This is a genomic window from Microbacterium sp. BLY (assembly GCF_017939615.1).
In the GTDB taxonomy this organism is placed as follows: domain Bacteria; phylum Actinomycetota; class Actinomycetes; order Actinomycetales; family Microbacteriaceae; genus Microbacterium.
In genome coordinates this window covers 2,059,416-2,079,524 of sequence record NZ_JAGKSR010000001.1, presented here as the reverse complement: position 1 = coordinate 2,079,524, position 20,109 = coordinate 2,059,416, and the positions used below count along the sequence as shown (strand labels likewise).

Sequence of the window (20,109 nt, the reverse complement as noted above, 5' to 3'; positions counted from 1 at the left end):
GGTTCCCGAGGGGAGCCGGCGGCCTTCGTGCACGGGGACCCGGCGGTCAGTGGCCGCGGACGCGACGGGTCGCGTCCTGCACCTCGCCCACGAGCTCCTCGAGGATGTCCTCCAGGAACAGCACGGCCGTCGTCTCGCCCCGGGCGTCGCGCACCTTGGCGAGGTGGCGGCCCGCGCGACGCATGACGGCGAGGGCGTCCTCCAGGTCGGTGTCCTCCTGGACGGGCACCATGTGGTGGATGCGCTTGCCGGGGATCGGCTCGAGCACCTTGGCCTCGGCATCCGGTCCCTCCGACGCCCGGAGGATGTCCTTGAGGTGGACGTAGCCGATCGGGGCGTCCTCGTCGTCGACGATCACATAGCGCGAGAACCCGTAGCGGGCCACCGCCTTCTCGATGTCGTCGGGCGTGGTCGTCTGCGGCAGCGTGACGAGGTCACTCAGCGGCACGGCCACATCGCGCGCCTTCTTGTCGGTGAACTCGACGGCCGCCGTGACGGTGCCCGCGGTGTCCATGAGCACGCCTTCACGCCGCGACTGGTTGACGATGGTCGCCACCTCGTCGAGCGTGAACGTCGATGCCGCCTCGTTCTTCGGCTCCACCCGGAACAGGCGCAGCACGCCGTTCGCTGCCGCGTTCAGCAGCCAGATCACCGGCATGAACACCTTCGACACCCACACCAGCGGCGTCGCCAGCAGCAGCACGGCCCGGTCGGGGATGGAGAACGCGAGGTTCTTCGGCACCATCTCGCCGAACACGACGTGCAGGAACGACACGATGAGCAGCGCGATCGTGAACGACACGACGTCCACCGCGCCGTCCGACCAGCCCAGCGCGTGCAGCGGCACGGCCAACAGATGGTGGATCGCGGGTTCGGAGACGTTCAGGATGAGCAGCGAGCAGATCGTGATGCCGAGCTGCGAGGTCGCGAGCATGAGCGTCGCGTGCTCCATGGCGTACAGTGCCGTCTTGGCCGGGCGCGAGCCGCGTTCCGCCTTCGGCTCGATCTGCGAACGCCGCGCGGAGATCACCGCGAACTCGGCGCCGACGAAGAACGCGTTCGCCGCCAGCAGGACGACGAGCCAGGCGAGGCCTCCCCAATCGCTCACAGGGACACCCCCTCGATGACGACGGCGTCCGGTCTCGGGACGTAGCGCACCCGATCCACGCGGCGGCCGTCCATGCGGACCACCTGCAGGGTGCCGCTCTCCACGGGCACCTCGTCGCCGACGACCGGCACCCGCTCCAGAACGCTCATGACGTAGCCGCCCACCGTGTCGTACACGTCGCCCTCCGGCACCTCGACGCCCGCCCGACTGCGCAGCTCATCGGGACGCAGCTCGCCCGGGAAGGTGATGCCGTCGCGGTTGCGGATGATGCCGGCGCGCGTGCGGTCGTGTTCGTCGGACACCTCGCCGACGAGCTCCTCCACGAGGTCCTCCAGGGTGACGATGCCCGCGGTCCCGCCGTACTCGTCGACGACGACCGCGAGCTGATAGCCCCGACCCCGGAGGTCCGAGATCAGTGCGTCGACGTGAGCCGTCTCGGGCACGCGCAGCGGATCGGTCGCGAGAGCACCGACGGGCACCTCGGCCCGACGCTCGCGCGGCACCGAGATGGCCGCTTTGAGATGCACGACGCCCGTGATGTCGTCCAGGTCTTCATCGAACACCGGGAAGCGGCTGTGGCCGGTGCGGCGCGCGAGCTGGATGACGTCCTCCACGGAGTCGCCCGCGGCGATCGCATGCATGCTCGGCCGTGCCGTCATGACATCGGCTGCGGTGAGGCGCGAGAAGGTGAGCGTGCGGTCCAGCAGCGTCGCGGTGTCGGCTTCGAGCACACCGGCGCTCGCCGACCGCCGCACGAGAGAGGAGAGCTCCTCCGCGCTGCGAGCACCGGAGAGCTCCTCCTTCGGCTCGATGCCCATGCTGCGCAGCACGCCGTTGGCGCTGCCGTTGAGCACCACCACCGCGGGCTTGAACACGGTCGTGAAGGCGATCTGGAAGGGCACGACGAGCTTCGCCGTCGCCAGCGGCAGCGCCAGCGCGAAGTTCTTCGGGACGAGCTCGCCGAGGATCATCGAGAGCACCGTGGCGACGAACATCGCCACCACGGTCGCGATGGGGGCGACGGCGGCCTCCGGGATGTTCCAGGCGACGAGCGTGGGACGGAGCAGGTTCGACAGTGCCGGTTCCATCGTGTATCCGGTCAGCAGCGTGGTCAGCGTGATGCCGAGCTGTGCGGAGGACAGATGCGTCGAGGTGTGCCGGAGGGCACTGATCGTCAGCGAGAGGCGGGACTCGCCTCGTGCCTGACGCGCTTCGAGGTCGGCACGGTCGAGGTTCACGAGAGCGAACTCGCTCGCGACGAAGAGGCCGGTGCCGACCGTGAGCAGAAGCCCCACGCCCAACATGATGTAGTCCATCAGATCTTCCTCTCCGGGGAGAGAACGGGACGGTGGGGCGATGTTCGGCAACTGGGAGGGTCGTCCATAGTGCGCTCGATTCTACAGAAGGCGACTGTGGACGCGGCGGTCGATCACCAGCTGACCGGCAGCGCCTTGCCCTCCTCGTATCCGGCCGCCGACTGCAGCCCCACCAGGGCGCGCTCATGGAACTCCGGCACGGTCGCGGCGCCCGCGTACGTGAACGACGACCGCACGCCCGAGGTGATCATGTCGAGCAGGTCCTCGACGCCGGGACGCAGGGGGTCGAGGTAGATCTTCGACGAGGAGATCCCCTCCGCGAACAACTCCTTGCGTGCGCGCTCATAGGCGTCGAGGCGGCCGAAGCGCGCCTGGACAGCCTTGGTCGAGGCCATCCCCCACGACTCCTTGAAGAGGCGGCCATCGGCGTCACGCTGCAGTTCTCCCGGCGCCTCGATCGTGCCGGCGAACCACGAGCCCACCATGACCGAGGCGGCCCCGGCGGCGAGCGCGAGCGCGACGTCGCGCGGGTAGCGCACCCCGCCGTCGGCCCAGACGTGCGCCCCGGCCTCGGCGGCGGCCTGCGCGGTCTCGAGCACGGCGGAGAACTGCGGGCGCCCGACCGCGGTCATCATGCGGGTGGTGCACATCGCTCCGGGCCCGACGCCCACCTTGAGGATCGAGGCGCCGGCGTCGACCAGGTCGTGCACGCCGTCGGCCGTCACGATGTTCCCCGCGACGATGGGCAGGCCGAGCCCGAGGGCGGCGACCTCCTGCAGCGCGCGGAGCATGCCCTCCTGGTGCCCGTGCGCGGTGTCGACGACGAGCACGTCCACGCCGGCCGCTGCGAGCGCGGCGGCCTTGGCCGCCACGTCGCCGTTGATGCCGACCGCCGCGGCGACGGCGAGGCGTCCGTCGGCGTCCACGGCCGGGCGGTAGAGGGTGGCGCGCAGGGCGCTGCGTGCGCTGAGCGTGCCGACGAGATGGCCGTGACGGATCACTGTGACCATCTCGACATCCGCCTCGGTGATCACGTCGAAGGCATGCCGCTCGGAGCCGATGTCGTCGGCGTCGATCGACGGGGTGCCACGGTGGACGAGGTCGCCCAGCTGGGCGTCGGGGAGCGCCGTCGCGAGCCGGGTCGCCGGGAGGATGCCGACGATCCGCTCCACGGCGACCGGTGCGGCACCGTGTGCGACGACGATGCCGTGCCCCACCGCCGCTGGCAGCAGCCGCAGCGCGTCGGCGACGCTCGCCTCCGGCGGCAGCACGAGCGGCGTGTCCCAGAGCACCGGCTGCCCCTTGACGTCGCGGATCGCGGCGTCGAGCTCCTGGAGCGGCAGGTCCTGCGGCAGGACGCCGAGCGCACCGCGCCGGGCGAGCACGGCGGCGATGCGCGGCCCGGTCACCGAGTTCATGTTCGCGGCGACGAGCGGCAGGGTCGCCGGGGTGCCGTCGTGCGGGGCGAGATCGACCTGGAGACGACTGGTGACGGCCGAGCGGCGCGGCACCAGGAAGACGTCCGAGTAGGTGAGATCGACGGTCGGCTGGGCACCTGAGAACTCCATGCCTCCACGGTACTCAGATCGACGCGGCGCGGGTCGTTCTCTTCGACGTCTCCCCGGTCGAAACAGGTTAGGCTTGGTGGTCGAGAGTGTGCGGGCCCGAGCGCATCCTGCGTCGTGCGTCCGCATCGGAGATCTTCAGCGATGAAAGAGGGCGATAGAGCGTGTCGAACCAGGTGACCGGCGTCGGTGGCGACGGGGGGTTCGGAGCCAATTCCTGGCTCGTCGAAGAGCTCTACGAGCAGTTCAAGGAGAACCGCGACTCGGTCGACAAGGAGTGGTGGCCCATCCTGGAGAAGTACCACTCCGAGACCACCGCGGGCGGAGCCGGTGCCGCTCCCGCTGCGGCGGCCCCCGCGCACCCCGTGACCGCGCCCATCCCCGTGATCGGCTCGCAGCCGGTCGCGCGCACCACCGCCAAGCCCGCGGCCGCCGCCCCCATCCCCGCCCAGGCACCGAAGCCGAAGCAGGAGTCCCAGGAGAGCCAGCCGCCCTCCGAGGAGGACAAGGTCACCCCGCTGCGCGGCCTGCCGAAGACCCTGGCCGCGAACATGGACGAGTCGCTCACCGTCCCCACCGCGACCAGCGTCCGCACGGTCCCCGCCAAGCTGATGATCGACAACCGGATCGTCATCAACAACCACATGGCCCGCACCCGCGGCGGCAAGGTCAGCTTCACCCACCTCATCGGCTGGGCGCTCATCCGCACCCTCGACGAGTTCCGCAGCCAGAACGTCTTCTACGCGGAGATCGACGGAAAGCCTTCCGTCGTGGCACCGGCGCACGTCAACCTCGGCATCGCGATCGATCTGCCCAAGCCCGACGGCACGCGCGCCCTCATGGTCCCGAGCATCAAGCGCGCCGACACCATGACGTTCACCGAGTACCTCGCCGCCTACGAGGACCTCGTCACCCGTGCGCGCTCCAACAAGCTCACGGCCGCCGATTTCCAGGGCACCACGGTCTCCCTCACCAACCCCGGCGGCATCGGCACGGTGCACTCGGTTCCGCGTCTCATGAAGGGCCAGGGCTGCATCATCGGCGCCGGCGCCCTCGAGTACCCGGCCGAGTTCCAGGGCGCGAGCGAGAAGACGCTCAACGAGCTCGCGATCGGCAAGACCATCACGCTCACCAGCACCTACGACCACCGGGTCATCCAGGGCGCCGGCTCCGGCGAGTTCCTCAAGAAGGTGCACGAGCTGCTCATCGGCCAGCGTGGCTTCTACGACGACATCTTCGCCGCGCTGCGCATCCCGTACGCGCCCATCCGCTGGAACCCGGACATCGCCGTCGACCTCGCCGAGCGCGTCGACAAGCAGTCGCGCGTGCAGGAGCTCATCAACTCCTTCCGCGTGCGCGGCCACCTCATGGCCGACATCGACCCGCTCGAGTACCGGCAGCGATCGCACCCGGACCTCGAGATCGAGAGCCACGGCCTCACCTTCTGGGACCTCGACCGCGAGTTCGTGACCGGCGGCTTCGGCGGCCGTCGCGTCGCCAAGCTCCGCGACATCCTCGGCGTCCTGCGCGACTCGTACTGCCGCACGCTCGGCATCGAGTACATGCACATCCAGGACCCCGAGCAGCGCCGCTGGTTCCAGGAGAAGGTGGAGGTCAAGTACCAGAAGCCGGGCCATGACGAGCAGCTGCGCGTGCTGCGCAAGCTCAACGAGGCCGAGGCCTTCGAGACCTTCCTCCAGACGAAGTTCGTCGGCCAGAAGCGCTTCTCGCTCGAGGGCGGCGAGTCACTGATCCCGCTCCTCGACGAGATCCTCCAGGGCGCAGCCACGGCCGGGCTGGAGGGCGCCGCCATCGGCATGGCCCACCGCGGCCGCCTGAACGTGCTCACGAACATCGCCGGCAAGACGTACGGCCAGGTGTTCCGCGAGTTCGAGGGCACGCAGACCCCCGGCAACCAGCGTGGCTCGGGCGATGTGAAGTACCACCTGGGCACCGAGGGCACGTTCGTCGCCGACGACGGCTCCTCGCTGCCGGTGTACCTCGCGGCGAACCCCTCGCACCTCGAGACGGTGGACGGCGTGCTCGAGGGCATCGTCCGCGCGAAGCAGGACCGCAAGCCCATCGGCACGTTCGCGTGGCTGCCGATCCTCGTCCACGGCGACGCGGCCTTCGCAGGTCAGGGCGTGGTCGTCGAGACCCTGCAGATGTCGCAGCTGCGCGGCTACCGCACGGGCGGCACGATCCACGTCGTCGTCAACAACCAGGTCGGCTTCACCACGACGCCGAGCGACGCCCGCACGTCGGTCTACGCCACGGACGTCGCCAAGACGATCCAGGCGCCGGTCTTCCACGTGAACGGAGACGACCCGGAGGCCGTCATCCACGTGGCCCAGCTGGCCTTCGAGTACCGCGAGCGCTTCCATCGCGACGTCGTGATCGACCTCGTCTGCTACCGCCGACGCGGCCACAACGAGGGCGACGACCCGTCGATGACGCAGCCGCTGATGACCGACCTCATCCAGGCGAAGCGCTCCGTCCGCCGCCTCTACACGGAGTCTCTCGTCGGTCGCGGTGACATCACCGAGGAGGAGTACAACGAGGCCAAGGCCGACTTCCAGAACCGCCTGGAGATCGCCTTCGCCGAGACGCACGCCGCCGAGACCGGGGCGACGCCGATCGCCCCGGAGATCCCGCAGGTCGAGGACCAAGTGGGTGCTCCCGAGGTCACCGGTGTCCCCGCCGAGGTCATCCGTCTCATCGGCGACGCGTTCGTGAACAAGCCCGAGGGCTTCACGGTGCACCCGAAGATCCAGCAGCTGCTGGAGAAGCGCCTCGACATGAGCCGCAACGGGAACATCGACTGGGGCTTCGGCGAGTTGCTGGCCTTCGGGTCGCTGCTGGTCGAGGGCACGCCGGTGCGCCTCGCCGGCCAGGACTCGCGCCGCGGCACGTTCGTGCAGCGCCACGCCGCCCTCCACGACCGGGCGAACGGTCAGGAGTGGCTGCCGCTGTCGAACCTGTCCGACGCCCAGGGCCGCTTCTTCGTCTACGACTCGCTGCTCAGCGAGTACGCCGCGCTCGGCTTCGAGTACGGCTACTCGGTGGAGGCGCCCGAGGCGCTCGTGCTCTGGGAGGCGCAGTTCGGCGACTTCGTCAACGGCGCGCAGTCGGTCATCGACGAGTACATCTCCGCCGCGGAGCAGAAGTGGGGCCAGCAGTCCAGCGTCACGCTCCTGCTCCCCCACGGCTACGAGGGCCAGGGGCCGGACCACTCGTCCGCCCGCATCGAGCGGTTCCTGCAGCTGTGCGCGCAGGACAACATGATCGTGGCGCGTCCGTCGACGCCGGCATCGCACTTCCACCTGCTGCGCCGTCAGGCCTACGCCCGCCCGCGCAAGCCGCTGATCGTCTTCACGCCGAAGGCGATGCTGCGGCTGCGGGGAGCGACGAGCCCCGTGGAGGCGTTCACCGGCGGCCGCTTCGAGCCGGTCATCGACGACGACCGCGGGCTCGACCGTTCCGCCGTGAAGCGCGTGCTCGTGCACAGCGGCAAGGTGCACTGGGACCTCCGCGCCGAGCTGGAGAAGAACCCGAACCCGGCGATCGCCCTGGTACGTCTCGAGCAGCTCTACCCGACGCCGATCGACGAGCTGAAGAAGATCACCGACTCCTATCCGAACGCCGAGCTGGTGTGGGTGCAGGAGGAGCCGGAGAACCAGGGTGCCTGGCCGTTCCTGGCCCTCGCGTTCGCGGACGTACCCGGTGACCGCTCGTTCCGCCCGGTCTCCCGCCCCGCCTCGGCGTCGCCGGCGACGGGATCGTCGAAGGTGCACGCCACGGAGCAGGCCACCCTGATCCGCGCGGCGGTCACCCTCGACTGAGCGACCTCCTCCGACGAGAAGGGCGCCCCGGCTTCGGCCGGGGCGCCCTTCTCGTGTTTTCGAGGGCTAGTACCAGATGTCGAGTGACGGCGCCGGGAAGGCGACGAACGCGCGATCCAGCGCCTCCACCGCGTCGAGGGCACCGGTGATCCGGCCGGCCCCGTGCAGAGCGGCGACGCGCACGCTGCCCGCGTAGAGCGACGACAGCGCCGAGACGTCGAGGACGACGGCGGCATCGGCCTCCGGCGCCGCCTCCGCGACGGCCCTGCCCGTGGCGTCGATGCGCAGGCACCACGTGCCGGCGGCGAAGCCGAGAGGGTCCTCGATGCGGAGCACGGTGTCGAGGGTCGCGGCGTAGGTCCGGGCGGTCAGTGCCGTCGGCACGTCCAGCACCCGCAGCCAGCCGTGGTCGTGCACCTCCTGGGTGACGCCCCGCGGGTCGACGACGAGCCACGGGAGCGCGTCGTCGAGAGGACGGAGGTCGGCGGTCACCTCGTCGACGAGATCATGCTGCAGAGCGAAGCGCCACAGGGCTGCGGTCGCCTCCGCCGTCTCGCCGATGAGCAGGCGGACGTGGAGACCGAAGCGGAAGGTGCCGCCCCGTTCGCTGAGGTGGAAGGCCATGACGCCGCGGACCTGCCCGGAGGCGTCGCGGTAGCGCACACCCCGGACCCTGTCGCGGTCGGTGTCGTTGGACGCCAGACCCGCGACACCCGCCCAACGAGCCGTCCATCCGGGGACCTGCCCGGATCGCCGCCCCCTGGCACGCTCGTGCACGTCGCCGAGCTCGACGGCGAGCTCCTCGCGTTCGAGGTACTCGATGCGGCCGGTGGGCGCAGGCCCCGCCCATCCGGCGCGCCGGATGTCGACGGTGAACCGCGAGACGGGAACGGCCGAGCCGAAGCCGTACCGCCCGTAGATCGTCGCCTCGGACACGGTGAGCCCGGCGATCGCGACGCCCGCGTCCGCGGCGGCGCGGAGCTCTCCTTCCAGCAGCGCACGAGCGATGCCGCGCCGACGATGCGTGCCGGCCACCGTGACCCCGCTGATCGCCCACATGCCGATCTCGCCACCGGGGATCGTCAGCGGGGTGACCCACGAGTCGATCGTCGCCACGGGGAAGCGGTCGGCCGGGGCGTCGGGCTCGTATACGCCGATGTTGCGCCGGCTCCGCAGCGTGCCGACGCCCTCGTCGCGGACGGCGGCCGAGGGATCGGCCCCGAGAAAGCCCCGGGCCATGGCGCGCTGGAACGCGGTCACCCGCTCGCTGTCCGCCGTGTCCAGGACGCGATAGTCGAGGTGGTCCCCCGCCAGCCGGTCGACGGAGGTCTGGTCAGCGGGGATCCCGCGCGCATCGATGAGGGCCATGCAGACAGCCTACGGGCGGTCCCCGACGCCTCGCGCGCCGGCGGGCGCCTCAGTGCTGGGCGGCCTGGACCTCGCGCAGCCGGGCGAACACCTGGTCGCGGAGCTCCTCGGGCGCGGTCTCCTTGCAGGCACGCGCGATGACCTCGGTGAGGGTCGTCGCCACCAGCGCCTCGTCCCGGCAGGCCGGGCAGTTCTCCAGGTGCTCACGGATCTCGGCGTGCTCGGTCTTGCAGACCTCGTTGCGGAGGTACTCCTCCAGATCCTGACGGGCCTTGTCGCAGCCGCAGTCGCTCATTTCTTGCTCCTCGGTTCAGCCGCGGCGATTCCCCGCTCCGCGGCGTAGTCGGCCAGCAGCTCCCGCAGCATCCGCCTGCCACGGTGCAGACGGCTCATGACGGTGCCGATGGGGGTCTTCATGATGTCGGCGATCTCCTGGTACGCGAAGCCTTCGACGTCGGCGAGGTACACCGCCAGCCGGAAGTCCTCCGGGACGGCCTGCAACGCGTCCTTCACGACCGACGCCGGCATGCGGTCGATGGCTTCCGCCTCCGCCGACCGGCTGTGCGAGGCCGTCGTCGACTCCGCACCGCCGAGCTGCCAGTCCTCGAGCTCGTCGATGGTGCCCTGGAACGGTTCGCGCTGACGCTTGCGGTAGATGTTGATGTACGTGTTCGTGAGGATCCTGTACAGCCACGCCTTGAGGTTCGTACCCTGGGCGAAGGTGGACCACGAACCGTAGGCCTTGACGAAGGTCTCCTGCACGAGATCGGCGGCATCCGCGGGATTGCGCGTCATACGCATCGCGGCGGCATAGAGCTGGTCCATGAAGGGGAGCGCCTGCTCCTCGAACTCGCGCCGAGGGTCGCCGACGGTGGCTGCGGTTGCGGTGTCGTCCATCACCGGCCAGTCTAGGCGGCTGAGGTCGATCGCCTCGCGTTCCAGCGTCGCAGGCATCCTCTTCCCTTCGCACCAGGGCCGCCTCTCACGAGGACGGCGTCGCGTTTACTAAGGTGAGAACCGATGAGCGCCAAAAGGTATTCCCCCACCCGTGTGCAGGGTCCCTACCCCGCGCCCACGGTCGACGGCCCGGTGCACGCCGAGCTGACGATCCCGGGATCGAAGTCCCTCACGAACCGCGAACTCCTCATCGCGGCCATCGCGGACGGCCCCGGCCGTCTGATCGCCCCGCTCCATTCGGACGACTCGCAGCGCATGGTCGAGGCGCTCCGCGCCCTCGGCATCGGCATCGAGGAGGTCGACGCCGGGCACGAGTTCGGACCAGATCTCGTGGTCACCCCGGGCAAGCTCCGCGGCGGCACGACCATCGACTGCGGCCAGGCGGGCACCGTCATGCGCTTCATCGCCCCGCTGGCCGGCCTCGCCGAGCAGGATGTGCACCTCACCGCGCACGAGACGGCGCTGCACCGGCCGATGGGCGGGCTCATCAGCACTCTGCGCGACCTCGGCGTCGACATCGACGATGAGGGCACCTGGTCGCTGCCCTTCACGATCCGCGGCCACGGCCACATCCGCGGCGGCCGGGTGGAGATCGACGCCTCGGCGTCGAGTCAGTTCGTGTCCGGGCTGCTGCTCGCCGCCCCGCGCTTCGACGTGGGCCTGCACCTCGTCCACACCGGCGAGCGGCTGCCCAGCCTCCCCCACATCGACATGACGATCGAGGCGCTGAGCCGTCGGGGCATCCGCATCGAGCGCCCCGCCGTGGGCGAATGGCTCGTCGAGGCCGGCGTCCCGCGCGCCAAGGAGATCCCGATCGAACCGGACCTCTCCAATGCCGCGCCGTTCCTCGCCGCGGCCCTCGTCACGGGCGGTTCGGTCGCGATCACCGGCTGGCCCGCGCACTCCACCCAGCCCGGCGCCCTGCTGCCCGAGATCCTCCAGGCCGCCGGCGCCCACGTCAGCCGCCACGGCGGCACCCTCACGGTCCGTGCCGGATCGGGCATCCGCGGACTCGAGCTCGACCTGACGGCCGCCAGCGAGCTGACGCCGACGCTCGTGGGGCTGGCCGCCTTCGCCGACGGCCCGACGACGATCCGCGGCATCGGTCACATCCGGCACCATGAGACCGATCGCATCGCGGCGCTGGTGCGCAACATCCGCGGGCTGGGCGGCACCGCCGAGGAGCTGCCGGACGGGATCCGCATCGTCCCCGCCGCCTTGCAGGGCGGCTCCTGGGCCGCGCACCACGACCACCGGATGGCCACCACCGGCGCCCTCATCGGACTCCGCGTCCCCGACGTGGTCGTCGACGACATCGGCACCACCGCCAAGACCCTCCCGGAGTTCACCATGCTCTGGGAGCGGATGCTGCGAGGCTGACGTTTGAGCTGGCTGGACGACACCGACGACCTCGAGGACGACTTCGAGGACTACGACGAGAGCAGCATCCGCACCCGCCCCAATCCCAAGGCCAACCGTCCGCGGACGAAGCGGCGACCGGCGCACGATGATGCGCAGATCGGGCGCGTCCTGGGCGTCGACCGCGGTCGCTACTCGGTGCTCCTCGGCGAGGACACCCCGGAGGAGCGGACGATCACCGCCGCCCGCGCTCGTGAGCTGCGGCGCACGCCCATCGTCACGGGCGACCAGGCCCGGGTCGTCGGAGACACGTCGGGCGACGAGGGCACTCTCGGGCGCATCGTGGGCATCGTGGAGCGCACCTCCCTGCTCCGCCGCAGCGCCGACGACACCGACCAGGTCGAGCGGGTCATCGTCGCCAACGCGGATCAGATGCTCGTCGTCGTCGCCGCCGCCGACCCCGAGCCGCGCGCGCGACTCGTCGACCGCTACCTCGTCGCGGCGCTGGACGCCGGCATCCGTCCGCTCCTCGTGGTGACGAAGACCGACCTCGCGGACCCCGGCCCCTTCCTGTCCCACTTCGACGGCCTCGACCTCCGCGTCTTCACCAGCGCCAGGGAGGAGATGCCGGTCGACGAGATCGGCGAGGCCCTGATCGGCCACTCGACGGTCTTCGTCGGCCACTCCGGCGTGGGCAAGTCGACACTCGTGAACGCCCTGGTCCCCTCCGCAGGCCGGGCCACGGGCCACGTGAATCAGGTCACCGGACGCGGACGCCACACGTCCTCCTCCACCGTCTCGCTGCGCTACGTGGGCCCAGGGGGCACCGGCTGGGTCATCGACACTCCCGGCGTCCGCTCGTTCGGACTGGGGCACGTCGACCCGGCGAACATCCTCGCGGCCTTCACGGAGCTGGCCGTGATCGCGGAGAACTGCCCGCGCGGCTGCACGCACCTGCCCGACGCCCCGGACTGCGCTCTCATCGAGGCCGCGGAGCGCGGCGAGCTCAGCGAGACCGGACGCGCGCGGCTGGACTCGCTGCAGCGCCTGCTGCAGACGTTCGCCGACAAGGCGGAGCAGCCGCCCGGACGGTAGGCTGGGGCTGTGACAGAACGCCTGGAAACCGGAACCGCCGCGCCCGACTTCTCCCTCCTCGACCAGGACGGCAACACCGTCCGGCTGGCCGATCTCCGCGGCACCAAGACCGTGCTGTACTTCTACCCGGCGGCGATGACCCCCGGGTGCACCACGGAGGCCTGCGACTTCCGCGACAGCATCTCGTCGCTCCAGGGCGCCGGGTACCAGGTCGTCGGCGTCTCGAGGGACGAGCCCGCGAAGCTCGCCGCCTTCCGCGACCGCGACGGTCTCACGTTCCCGCTTCTCAGCGACCCCGACCACGCGGTCCACGAGGCGTACGGCGCCTGGGGCGAGAAGATGAACTACGGCAAGGTCGTCGAGGGTGTCATCCGCTCCACGTTCGTCCTCGACGAGGACGGGATCATCACGACCGCGCAGTACAACGTGAAGGCGACGGGGCACGTCGCCCGGCTGCGCAAGCAGCTCGGCATCGACGCCTGACGAGTCGCCGCGGCGTCACTCCGCCTCGCGGCGCGTCCCCTCCCGGCGTGCGCTCATGATGAGGAGCGCGAAGCCGGCGATCCCGGGGATGCCGACGCCGAGCACGAAGGCCCACGGAATGGGCGGCAGCGTGAGCGCGCTCAGCGCCAGGACGACAGCGAGCACCTGGAACACCACGCCGCCCGACCGCGCCCACGAGCGTCCGGCGCGGGTGCCGAAGGCGAAGGCCGCCAGCGCCGCGGCGCCGATCAGGGTCAGGACGATCAGGGCGATGGCCGTCGGCAGCGATGCCGCATCACCTGCACCGAGTCCTGCCATCTCGATCGCCGCGAAGACGAGGAGGGCGACCGCTTCGACCGTGAGGACAGCGGCGGCGGCACGGGCGATTCCGGGTGCGCGCACGGTGTCCTCCCGGGGATCGAATGACGAGAAAACCCTTGATTTCAGGGTATTCATGTAACAGAATAGAGAAAGTCATGTGCTCCCACAGCGGCGTGGGGCGAACGCGTGCGTTCGCATCACAATCATCGGGCATCCGCCCGTATCTCAACAGGGTAGCGGAACCCGAACCGTCGCCCGAATCGAGAGGTCGCATCGCGACATCTCATGAAATCCACACCGAGGAGCCCCCATGGACTGGCGTGACAAGGCCGCCTGCCTGACCGTCGACCCCGAACTGTTCTTCCCCGTCGGGAACACCGGCCCGGCCGTCGATCAGATCGAGAAGGCGAAGACGGTCTGCGCGACGTGCACGGTCACCGAGATCTGCCTGCAGTACGCCCTCGAGACCAGCCAGGACTCGGGAGTCTGGGGTGGCCTCTCCGAGGACGAGCGCCGCGCGCTCAAGCGCCGCGCCGCTCGCGCACGCCGCGCCTCCTGAGAACTCCGAAGCGGCCTGAGACGATGTCTCAGGCCGCTTCTGCGTGTGGGCGGACGATCCTCAGCGCTCGAGCCAGCGCAGCGGGATGTCGATGACCACCTCGGTGCCCTCGCCTTCGCTCCCCCGCCAGTCGATCGTGCCGCCGAGCTCGCCCTGGATCAGCGTGCGGATGATCTGGGTGCCCAGCCCCTGACCCACGCGTCCCTCCGGAAGCCCGTGACCGGTGTCGCGCACCGTCACCCGCAGGTTGTCCTCGGTGCGCTTCGCATCGATGGTGACGACGCCCTCCTGCCCCGCGAGCCCGTGCTCGACGGCGTTCGTCACGACCTCGGTCAGCGCGAGCGCCAACGGGGTCGCGTACTCGCTGGGGAGCACGCCGAACCGGCCGGTCGACTGCGTGCGAGCGCGCGTGTTCGGCGCCGACGCGACCTCCGCGACGAGCTTCAGCACGCGGTCGAACACCTCATCGAAGTCGACCTTCTGCGTGAGCCCCTGCGCGAGGGTGTCGTGGACGACCGCGATCGCGTCGACCCGTCGCATGGCCTGGGTGAGAGCGTCGCGCGCTTCGTCGGAGTGCGTCCGCCGCGCCTGGATCCGCAGCAGGGACGCCACGGTCTGCAGGTTGTTCTTGACCCGGTGATGGATCTCGCGGATCGTCGCGTCCTTGGTGATGAGCTCCTGCTCCTGGTGACGCAGCTCCGAGACATCGCGGCACAGCACGATCGCACCGATGCGCGTGCCGTGGTCCTTCAGCGGGATCGCCCGGAGCGAGACCGTCACGCCCCGCGCCTCGATGTCGGTGCGCCAGGGCGCCCGACCGGTCACCACGACGGGCAGGGATTCGTCGACCTGACGGGACGGCGGCACGAGCCGGGTCGTCACCTCGGCGAGGGACTCCCCCTCCAGCTCGTCGTCGAAGCCCATGCGGTTGAAGGCGGAGAGGGCGTTGGGACTGGCGAACGTCGTGACGCCGTCCACGTCGATCCGGATCAGACCGTCCGAGGCCCGGGGCGCGCCACGACGCGGCGACGTCGGTGCGGCGGGGTCGGGGAAGCTGCCGTCGGCGATCATGCGGAACAGATCGTTCGCGCATTCGTCGAAGGTGATCTGCTGACGGGAGGGCGTGCGCACCTCTCCGAGGTTCGTGTGCCGCGTCACGACGCCGATCACACGGGGGGCCTTGTCCTCACCCCGACGTTCGATCACGATCGGCACCGCGCGCACGCGGGTGGGCGTCTCCTCGAACCAGTCCGGCGAGGAGGAGTCGACGATCTCGGCCGACTCGAAGGCGCCCTGTACCTGGGTGCGCCACTGCGGCCGTACGCGCTCCCCGACGATGTCCCGGTAGAACAGCGTCGCCGCACCGCTCGGCCGCGCGTGCGCGACCGCGATGAAAGAGCCGTCCTTCGTCTCGATCCACAGGACGATGTCGGCGGAGGCGAGGTCGGCGAGCAACTGTCCGTCACCGGCGAGCCGGTGCAGCCACTCCACATCGTCGTCGGTCAGAAGGCCCTGGGCCTGGGCGAGATCACTGAGGGTTGACACCCCTCCAGCCTAGGCTCCCATGGGTCAGAGAATCGCGAGCGACGTCGCGCGCCATCGACGGTCCAGCCCCTCCAGGCGCACGGCGACGGCGCGGGTCCGTCCCGGACCGGCCACCACCACGACCGCCTCGACGATCCCGTCCCGGGGATGGGTCACCCGCAGGGTCCGGATCACGAACGTCGGCCGAGCCGGGGCCACGCCGCGCGCGCTGCGTGCCCGTGCGGCGAGGTTGGCCCGGGTGACGACGCTCCGGTAGGCCTCCTCGCTGAACCAGCGGGCGAGCTGGTCGACCTCGCGCACCCCGGCGATGGCTTCCAGCACACCGCGGGTGAGACTTCGCAGCAACGGCGCGGGATCAGGCAGCTGATCGGCGGGGGTGGGTTGCGGTGCGAAGTACTCGGCCAGCATCATCTCGTTGTCTCCTCGGGAGCGTCGGCGGGACGTCAGTGCACCACACCGCGGGCGGTGACGGGGGCCGACGACGAACGTATGTGGACAACCCGTACGTCGCGCGCCCGCGTCCTCGCCGCCGCCCGCGTGTGGATAACTCGGAGGCGGTGGCGCACACGCCTACGCTCGGTCGGATGCACTGGGAATCCCTCTTCGACGGTCTGGAAGGGCAGCTCGCCGCGGAATGGGAGGCGGAGCGCGCCGCCCGTGACGCCGAATCCGAGCGTCTGCGCATCGCCCGGCTCGACCTCCGTTCGCGCCTGCGCCATCTGTGCGCCGCGCAGAGCGACGTGACGCTCGACCTGGCCGACGGGCAACGCCTGCCCGTGGGTTTCCGGTCACTGGGGGTGGACTGGCTGGCCGCCGTCTCCCGCGTGCCGCACGGCGCTCGGCTCCCCGCCTCCGTCCTGCTGATCCCCGTCGCCTCGGTCCTCGGTCTCGTGGTCGACCACGGGTCGATGCTCGCCAGCCTCGACGCCGGCGCGCCGCCGCCCTCCGCGACGACGCTTCGGGAGCGCATGTCGCTGGGGTTCGTCCTCCGGGACCTCGCGCGCCGCCGCATCCCGGTGCATCTCCGGATGCTCGCCGGCGACGACCTCCACGGCACCATCGACCGCGCTGCCGGCGATCATCTCGACCTCGCGATGCATGACGCCGGCACCGCGCGCCGGGCCGATGCGGTCCGCGGGTTCCGCATGGTGCCGTACGCCGCTGTCGCCGCCGTCCGGATCGACGGCACTCACACGATCTGAGTCGCCGACCCCCACAGTTCGGGGAAGCTCGCGGCCTGCGACTGGCGCCAGAGAGCCATGCGCCGCGCCTCCTCGACCTGCGCGTCCAGATACTCCTCGATACTCGGCTCCTCGATGCGCCAGCGTGCGGGAGTCCCCAGGGGTGCGCCGCGAAGCTGTCCGGCGTGGACGAGGGCGATCACCTCGTCCACGCCGATGTCGAGCAGCTCGGCGACCTGCGCCGGGGCGAGGAAGCGATGGGCGTGCGGGGGCCGGGGTGTCATCCCCTCATTCTGGGCGGGTGCGCGGCATCGCATCCGCGTCGAGCGCCGGTTGTGGATAACTCCGGGACCGGGGCGCACGGTTCTGTGACGATATCGCCATGACCGCGCTCTCCCGTTCCCCTCGTCGCTTCCGCGGCGACCTCCGCTTCGTGGTGGGCATCGCCCTCGTCCTCGCCTCGATCGCCGGGGTCTGGTCGCTCGTCACCGCGTCGGACCACTCCTCCCCGGTCCTGCAGGCACGCACCACGGTCGTCCGTGGAGAAGTCCTCCGCGCCGCGGACTTCGAGGAGGTCGACGTGTCCCTCGGGCCTCTCACCGACGAGTACCTGGCTCCGTCACAGCTGGTTCCGGGACAGATCGCGGCGCGCACCCTGACCGAGGGCGAGCTCGTTCCGCGCTCGGCGGCGACCTCCGCGGAGGACGGCCGGACGACGACGGTGGTCATCAAGAGCAGCGTCAGGATCCCCGAGGATGTGCAGGCGGGCACCGAGGTGGAGGTCTGGCAGGCGCCGCTGGGCGAGGACGGACGCACCTTCGAGGACCCTCGCATCCTGGTCGGCGACGTCGTGGTCCGCACCGTCCTGGAACCCGACGGTCTGCTGGCGGAGGGGGCGGCAGAACTCGAGATCGTGATCGATCGCGGCAATGTCGCGGACGTGCTCGCCGCCGTCACCGGCGGAGCCGCGCTCTCCGTCGTCCCGGTCGGGGCCGGATCGTGAGCGTCCTCGTCGCAGTGGCCGCTCCGCGCGCCGACGAGCTCGCCGCCGAACTCGAGTGGGAGGGCGTCGCCGCCCGGAGCCTCCCGTCCGCGTCGCCGACGGCGATCGTCGCTGCGCTGGAGCCGGACGTCGAGGCGATCATCGTGCCGGCCGTTCGCGCGGTGCTCACCCCGGAGCTGCTGTCCGCCTGCGATCGCGCGGGCGTGCGCATCCTCTCGCTGGGTGGGAACGACAGCCGGGCCGTGGCCCGCCTCGGCCTCGCGCCGCCTCTGGACGCCGGCTCGGCCGGCTGGCAGATCGCCGCGGCGCTCTCCGAGGCGGGCCAGCCCACGCCGTCCCGACCCGCGCCGTCGAACCGCGTCACCGCGGTGTGGGGTCCGCACGGGGCGCCCGGTCGGTCGACGGTCGCCATCCAGCTCGCTGTCGAGTTCGCTCGCCGCGGCCGGTCGACCGCCCTGGTGGACGCCGACACCGTTGCCCCCGCGCTCGCCCTGTTGCTGGGTGTCGACGACGACGCGCCCGGTCTCGCCGGCGCCTGCCGCCGCGCCGAGCGGGGAGCGCTGGACGCGGCCGAGCTCACCCGTCTGTCCGCGCGGCTCACCGCAGGAGGCACGGAACTCGATGTGCTCGCCGGGCTGAACCGCCCCAGCCGCTGGCCGGAACTGTCGGAGGCACGCCTGCAGGCCGCGCTGTCCGTGTGCCGGACGTGGACGGAGGAGACGGTCGTGGACGTGTCCGCCGCGATCGACGCGGACGACGAGGCCACGTACGATCTCGTCGGCCCGCGGCGCCACGCCGCGGCCTCGGCCGTGCTCGGCGCCGCCGACCAGGTCGTGGCGGTGGCGTCCGCAGATCCGGTCGGGATCAGCCGCTTCCTCCGCGACCATGCCGAAGTGCGCCGTGTCGTCGGCCAGACGCCGGTGCAGGTCGTGGTGAACAGGGTCCGTCCGGGACCGCTCGGGATGGACGCACGCCGACAGATCCGCGGCACGCTCGAGCGCTTCGCCGGTCTCACCGACGTCGTCTTCCTGCCCCAGGATCAGCGCGCGGTGGACACGGCCCTCCTGCACGGTCGCCCGATCTCCGAGGTCGCGCCCCGGTCGGCACTCGTCGCGGCCATCCGTCGGCTCGCCGCAGACCTCGACCCCGCCGCCGGGGCGGACGTCACTGCCGGTAGCTCGACAGGAAGTTCCCGAGGCGTTCGACGGCTTCGCTCAGCACTCGCGGCTCTGGCAGGGTCACGAGGCGCAGGTGATCGGGAGTCGGCCAGTTGAAGCCGGTGCCCTGCACGAGGAGGATGTGCTCGGAGACCAGCAGGTCGTAGACGAGCTGGGCATCGTCGCGGATCTCATGCACGTTCGGGTCCAGGCGCGGGAAGGCGTACAGCGCCCCCTGCGGCTTGACGCAGGACACACCGGGGATCGCCTCCAACCCCTCCCACGCGATGTCCCGCTGCTCGTGCAGCCGACCGGTCGGGGCGATGAGCGCGTCGATCGACTGCACGCCGGACAGCGCCGCCTGGACGGCGTGCTGGGCGGGGACGTTCGGGCAGAGCCGGGTCGACGCGAGCAGCGTGATGCCCTCGATGAACCCCTTGGCGTGATCCTGCGGGCCCGTGATGACCATCCACCCCGACCGGTAGCCCGCCACGCGATAGGTCTTGGACAGACCGTTGAAGGTGAGGCAGAGCAGGTCGGGGGCGAGCGTGGCCGTCGGGATGTGCACGGCGTCGTCGAAGAGGATGCGATCGTAGATCTCGTCCGACAGGATGAGCAGCTGGTGCTCGCGCGCGATCTGCACGAGTCCCTCCAGCACCTCGCGGGAGTAGACGACGCCGGTGGGGTTGTTCGGATTGATGATGACGAGCGCCTTCGTGCGCGGCGTGATCTTCGACCGGATGTCCTCGAGGTCCGGCTGCCAGCCGTCGTCCTCGTCGCACAGATAATGCACCGGCGTGCCGCCCGCGAGGCTCGTCATCGCCGTCCAGAGCGGATAGTCGGGGGCGGGGATGAGGACCTCGTCGCCCTCGTCCAGCAGCGCCTGCATCGTCATGGTGATGAGTTCGGAGACCCCGTTGCCGAGGTAGACGTCATCCGGATCGAAGCGCGGGAACCCCTCGATCTCCTCGTACCGGCTCACGACGGCCCGCCGCGCGGAGACGATGCCCTTGCTCTCGCTGTAGCCGTGCGCCGTCGGCAGCGCGGCCAGCATGTCGTGGACGATCTGGTGCGGAGCGTCGAAGCCGAAGATGGCGGGGTTGCCCGTGTTGAGCTTGAGGATCCGGTGGCCCTCGGCCTCCAAACGCGCCGCCTCGACGAGGGCGTTTCCGCGGATCTCGTACAGGACGTTCTTGAGCTTCGACGACTGGTCGAAGGTGCGCGATGGTGTCATCGATCAAGCCTACAGG

At 70.7% G+C, this 20,109-nt stretch carries 19 protein-coding genes; 8 read left to right on the top strand and 11 right to left on the bottom strand.

What is annotated here, in order from left to right:
* Positions 1–46 precede the first annotated feature (46 nt).
* The 3 genes from KAF39_RS10195 to KAF39_RS10185 form a co-directional block, all read right to left on the bottom strand.
* Positions 47–1,108, bottom strand: a complete 1,062-nt coding sequence (locus tag KAF39_RS10195) for a hemolysin family protein (protein WP_210677148.1) — start codon at positions 1,106–1,108, stop codon at positions 47–49.
* The gene (locus tag KAF39_RS10190) at positions 1,105–2,424 is read right to left on the bottom strand and encodes a hemolysin family protein (protein WP_210677147.1); all 1,320 of its coding nucleotides are present in this window, start codon (positions 2,422–2,424) and stop codon (positions 1,105–1,107) included. Before KAF39_RS10190 ends, KAF39_RS10195 begins: the two co-directional genes overlap by 4 nt.
* A gap of 113 nt (positions 2,425–2,537) precedes the next feature.
* A complete protein-coding gene (locus tag KAF39_RS10185; RefSeq protein WP_210677146.1) occupies positions 2,538–3,992 on the bottom strand; it encodes a GuaB1 family IMP dehydrogenase-related protein in 1,455 nt (484 codons plus the stop codon).
* Between the two features lie 161 nt (positions 3,993–4,153).
* Here KAF39_RS10185 and KAF39_RS10180 point away from each other — a divergent pair, with 161 nt between their 5' ends.
* Entirely contained in the window at positions 4,154–7,831 is a 3,678-nt protein-coding gene (locus tag KAF39_RS10180) for a multifunctional oxoglutarate decarboxylase/oxoglutarate dehydrogenase thiamine pyrophosphate-binding subunit/dihydrolipoyllysine-residue succinyltransferase subunit (RefSeq protein WP_210677145.1), read from the top strand.
* 66 nt (positions 7,832–7,897) lie between these two features.
* Here KAF39_RS10180 and KAF39_RS10175 read toward each other — a convergent pair whose 3' ends face one another.
* From KAF39_RS10175 to KAF39_RS10165, 3 genes are read right to left on the bottom strand one after another with little or no spacing between them, the layout of a single operon-like run.
* Positions 7,898–9,199 carry a GNAT family N-acetyltransferase gene (locus tag KAF39_RS10175; protein ID WP_210677144.1) on the bottom strand — a complete coding sequence of 434 codons (1,302 nt, stop codon included), beginning with the start codon at positions 9,197–9,199 and terminating at the stop codon, positions 7,898–7,900.
* Between the two features lie 49 nt (positions 9,200–9,248).
* Positions 9,249–9,494 carry a zf-HC2 domain-containing protein gene (locus KAF39_RS10170; protein WP_025103064.1) on the bottom strand — a complete coding sequence of 82 codons (246 nt, stop codon included), beginning with the start codon at positions 9,492–9,494 and terminating at the stop codon, positions 9,249–9,251.
* Positions 9,491–10,153 carry a sigma-70 family RNA polymerase sigma factor gene (locus tag KAF39_RS10165; protein ID WP_210677143.1) on the bottom strand — a complete coding sequence of 221 codons (663 nt, stop codon included), beginning with the start codon at positions 10,151–10,153 and terminating at the stop codon, positions 9,491–9,493. Before KAF39_RS10165 ends, KAF39_RS10170 begins: the two co-directional genes overlap by 4 nt.
* Positions 10,154–10,219: 66 nt before the next feature.
* On the opposite strand from KAF39_RS10165, the gene aroA reads away from it, so the two are divergent.
* From aroA to bcp, 3 genes are read left to right on the top strand one after another with little or no spacing between them, the layout of a single operon-like run.
* Positions 10,220–11,536 (top strand): 3-phosphoshikimate 1-carboxyvinyltransferase, encoded by a 1,317-nt coding sequence (gene aroA, locus KAF39_RS10160; protein ID WP_210677142.1) that lies wholly within the window; start codon positions 10,220–10,222, stop codon positions 11,534–11,536.
* Positions 11,537–11,539: 3 nt separating this feature from the next.
* Positions 11,540–12,610, top strand: coding sequence for a ribosome small subunit-dependent GTPase A (gene rsgA / locus KAF39_RS10155; RefSeq protein WP_210677141.1), 1,071 nt, complete (start codon positions 11,540–11,542; stop codon positions 12,608–12,610).
* 9 nt (positions 12,611–12,619) lie between these two features.
* Positions 12,620–13,093 (top strand): thioredoxin-dependent thiol peroxidase, encoded by a 474-nt coding sequence (gene bcp, locus KAF39_RS10150; RefSeq protein ID WP_210677140.1) that lies wholly within the window; start codon positions 12,620–12,622, stop codon positions 13,091–13,093.
* A gap of 15 nt (positions 13,094–13,108) precedes the next feature.
* Here the strand turns inward: bcp and KAF39_RS10145 are convergent, their stop codons facing one another.
* A complete protein-coding gene (locus KAF39_RS10145) occupies positions 13,109–13,495 on the bottom strand; it encodes a hypothetical protein (RefSeq protein ID WP_210677139.1) in 387 nt (128 codons plus the stop codon).
* Between the two features lie 229 nt (positions 13,496–13,724).
* Between KAF39_RS10145 and KAF39_RS10140 the strand changes: the two genes are divergently transcribed.
* Positions 13,725–13,973 (top strand): WhiB family transcriptional regulator, encoded by a 249-nt coding sequence (locus tag KAF39_RS10140; RefSeq protein WP_017203224.1) that lies wholly within the window; start codon positions 13,725–13,727, stop codon positions 13,971–13,973.
* A gap of 60 nt (positions 13,974–14,033) precedes the next feature.
* Here KAF39_RS10140 and KAF39_RS10135 read toward each other — a convergent pair whose 3' ends face one another.
* Complete coding sequence (locus KAF39_RS10135; RefSeq protein WP_210677138.1) at positions 14,034–15,518, bottom strand: sensor histidine kinase; 1,485 nt, start codon at positions 15,516–15,518, stop codon at positions 14,034–14,036.
* Positions 15,519–15,542: 24 nt separating this feature from the next.
* Entirely contained in the window at positions 15,543–15,929 is a 387-nt protein-coding gene (locus KAF39_RS10130; RefSeq protein ID WP_210677137.1) for an Rv3235 family protein, read from the bottom strand.
* Positions 15,930–16,102: 173 nt separating this feature from the next.
* Here KAF39_RS10130 and KAF39_RS10125 point away from each other — a divergent pair, with 173 nt between their 5' ends.
* Complete coding sequence (locus KAF39_RS10125; protein ID WP_210677136.1) at positions 16,103–16,720, top strand: hypothetical protein; 618 nt, start codon at positions 16,103–16,105, stop codon at positions 16,718–16,720.
* On the opposite strand, the gene KAF39_RS10120 is transcribed toward KAF39_RS10125, so the two are convergent.
* The gene (locus KAF39_RS10120) at positions 16,708–16,983 is read right to left on the bottom strand and encodes a helix-turn-helix domain-containing protein (RefSeq protein WP_210677135.1); all 276 of its coding nucleotides are present in this window, start codon (positions 16,981–16,983) and stop codon (positions 16,708–16,710) included. The two genes, KAF39_RS10125 and KAF39_RS10120, sit on opposite strands and share 13 nt — an antisense overlap.
* A 98-nt stretch (positions 16,984–17,081) precedes the next feature.
* On the opposite strand from KAF39_RS10120, the gene KAF39_RS10115 reads away from it, so the two are divergent.
* On the top strand, positions 17,082–17,702 hold the full coding sequence (locus tag KAF39_RS10115; RefSeq protein ID WP_210677134.1) for an SAF domain-containing protein: 621 nt from the start codon (positions 17,082–17,084) through the stop codon (positions 17,700–17,702).
* Positions 17,699–18,976, top strand: coding sequence for a P-loop NTPase (locus tag KAF39_RS10110; protein ID WP_307805177.1), 1,278 nt, complete (start codon positions 17,699–17,701; stop codon positions 18,974–18,976). Before KAF39_RS10115 ends, KAF39_RS10110 begins: the two co-directional genes overlap by 4 nt.
* On the opposite strand, the gene KAF39_RS10105 is transcribed toward KAF39_RS10110, so the two are convergent.
* Positions 18,867–20,093 (bottom strand): pyridoxal phosphate-dependent aminotransferase, encoded by a 1,227-nt coding sequence (locus tag KAF39_RS10105; RefSeq protein WP_210677133.1) that lies wholly within the window; start codon positions 20,091–20,093, stop codon positions 18,867–18,869. The two genes, KAF39_RS10110 and KAF39_RS10105, sit on opposite strands and share 110 nt — an antisense overlap.
* Positions 20,094–20,109: the final 16 nt, after the last annotated feature.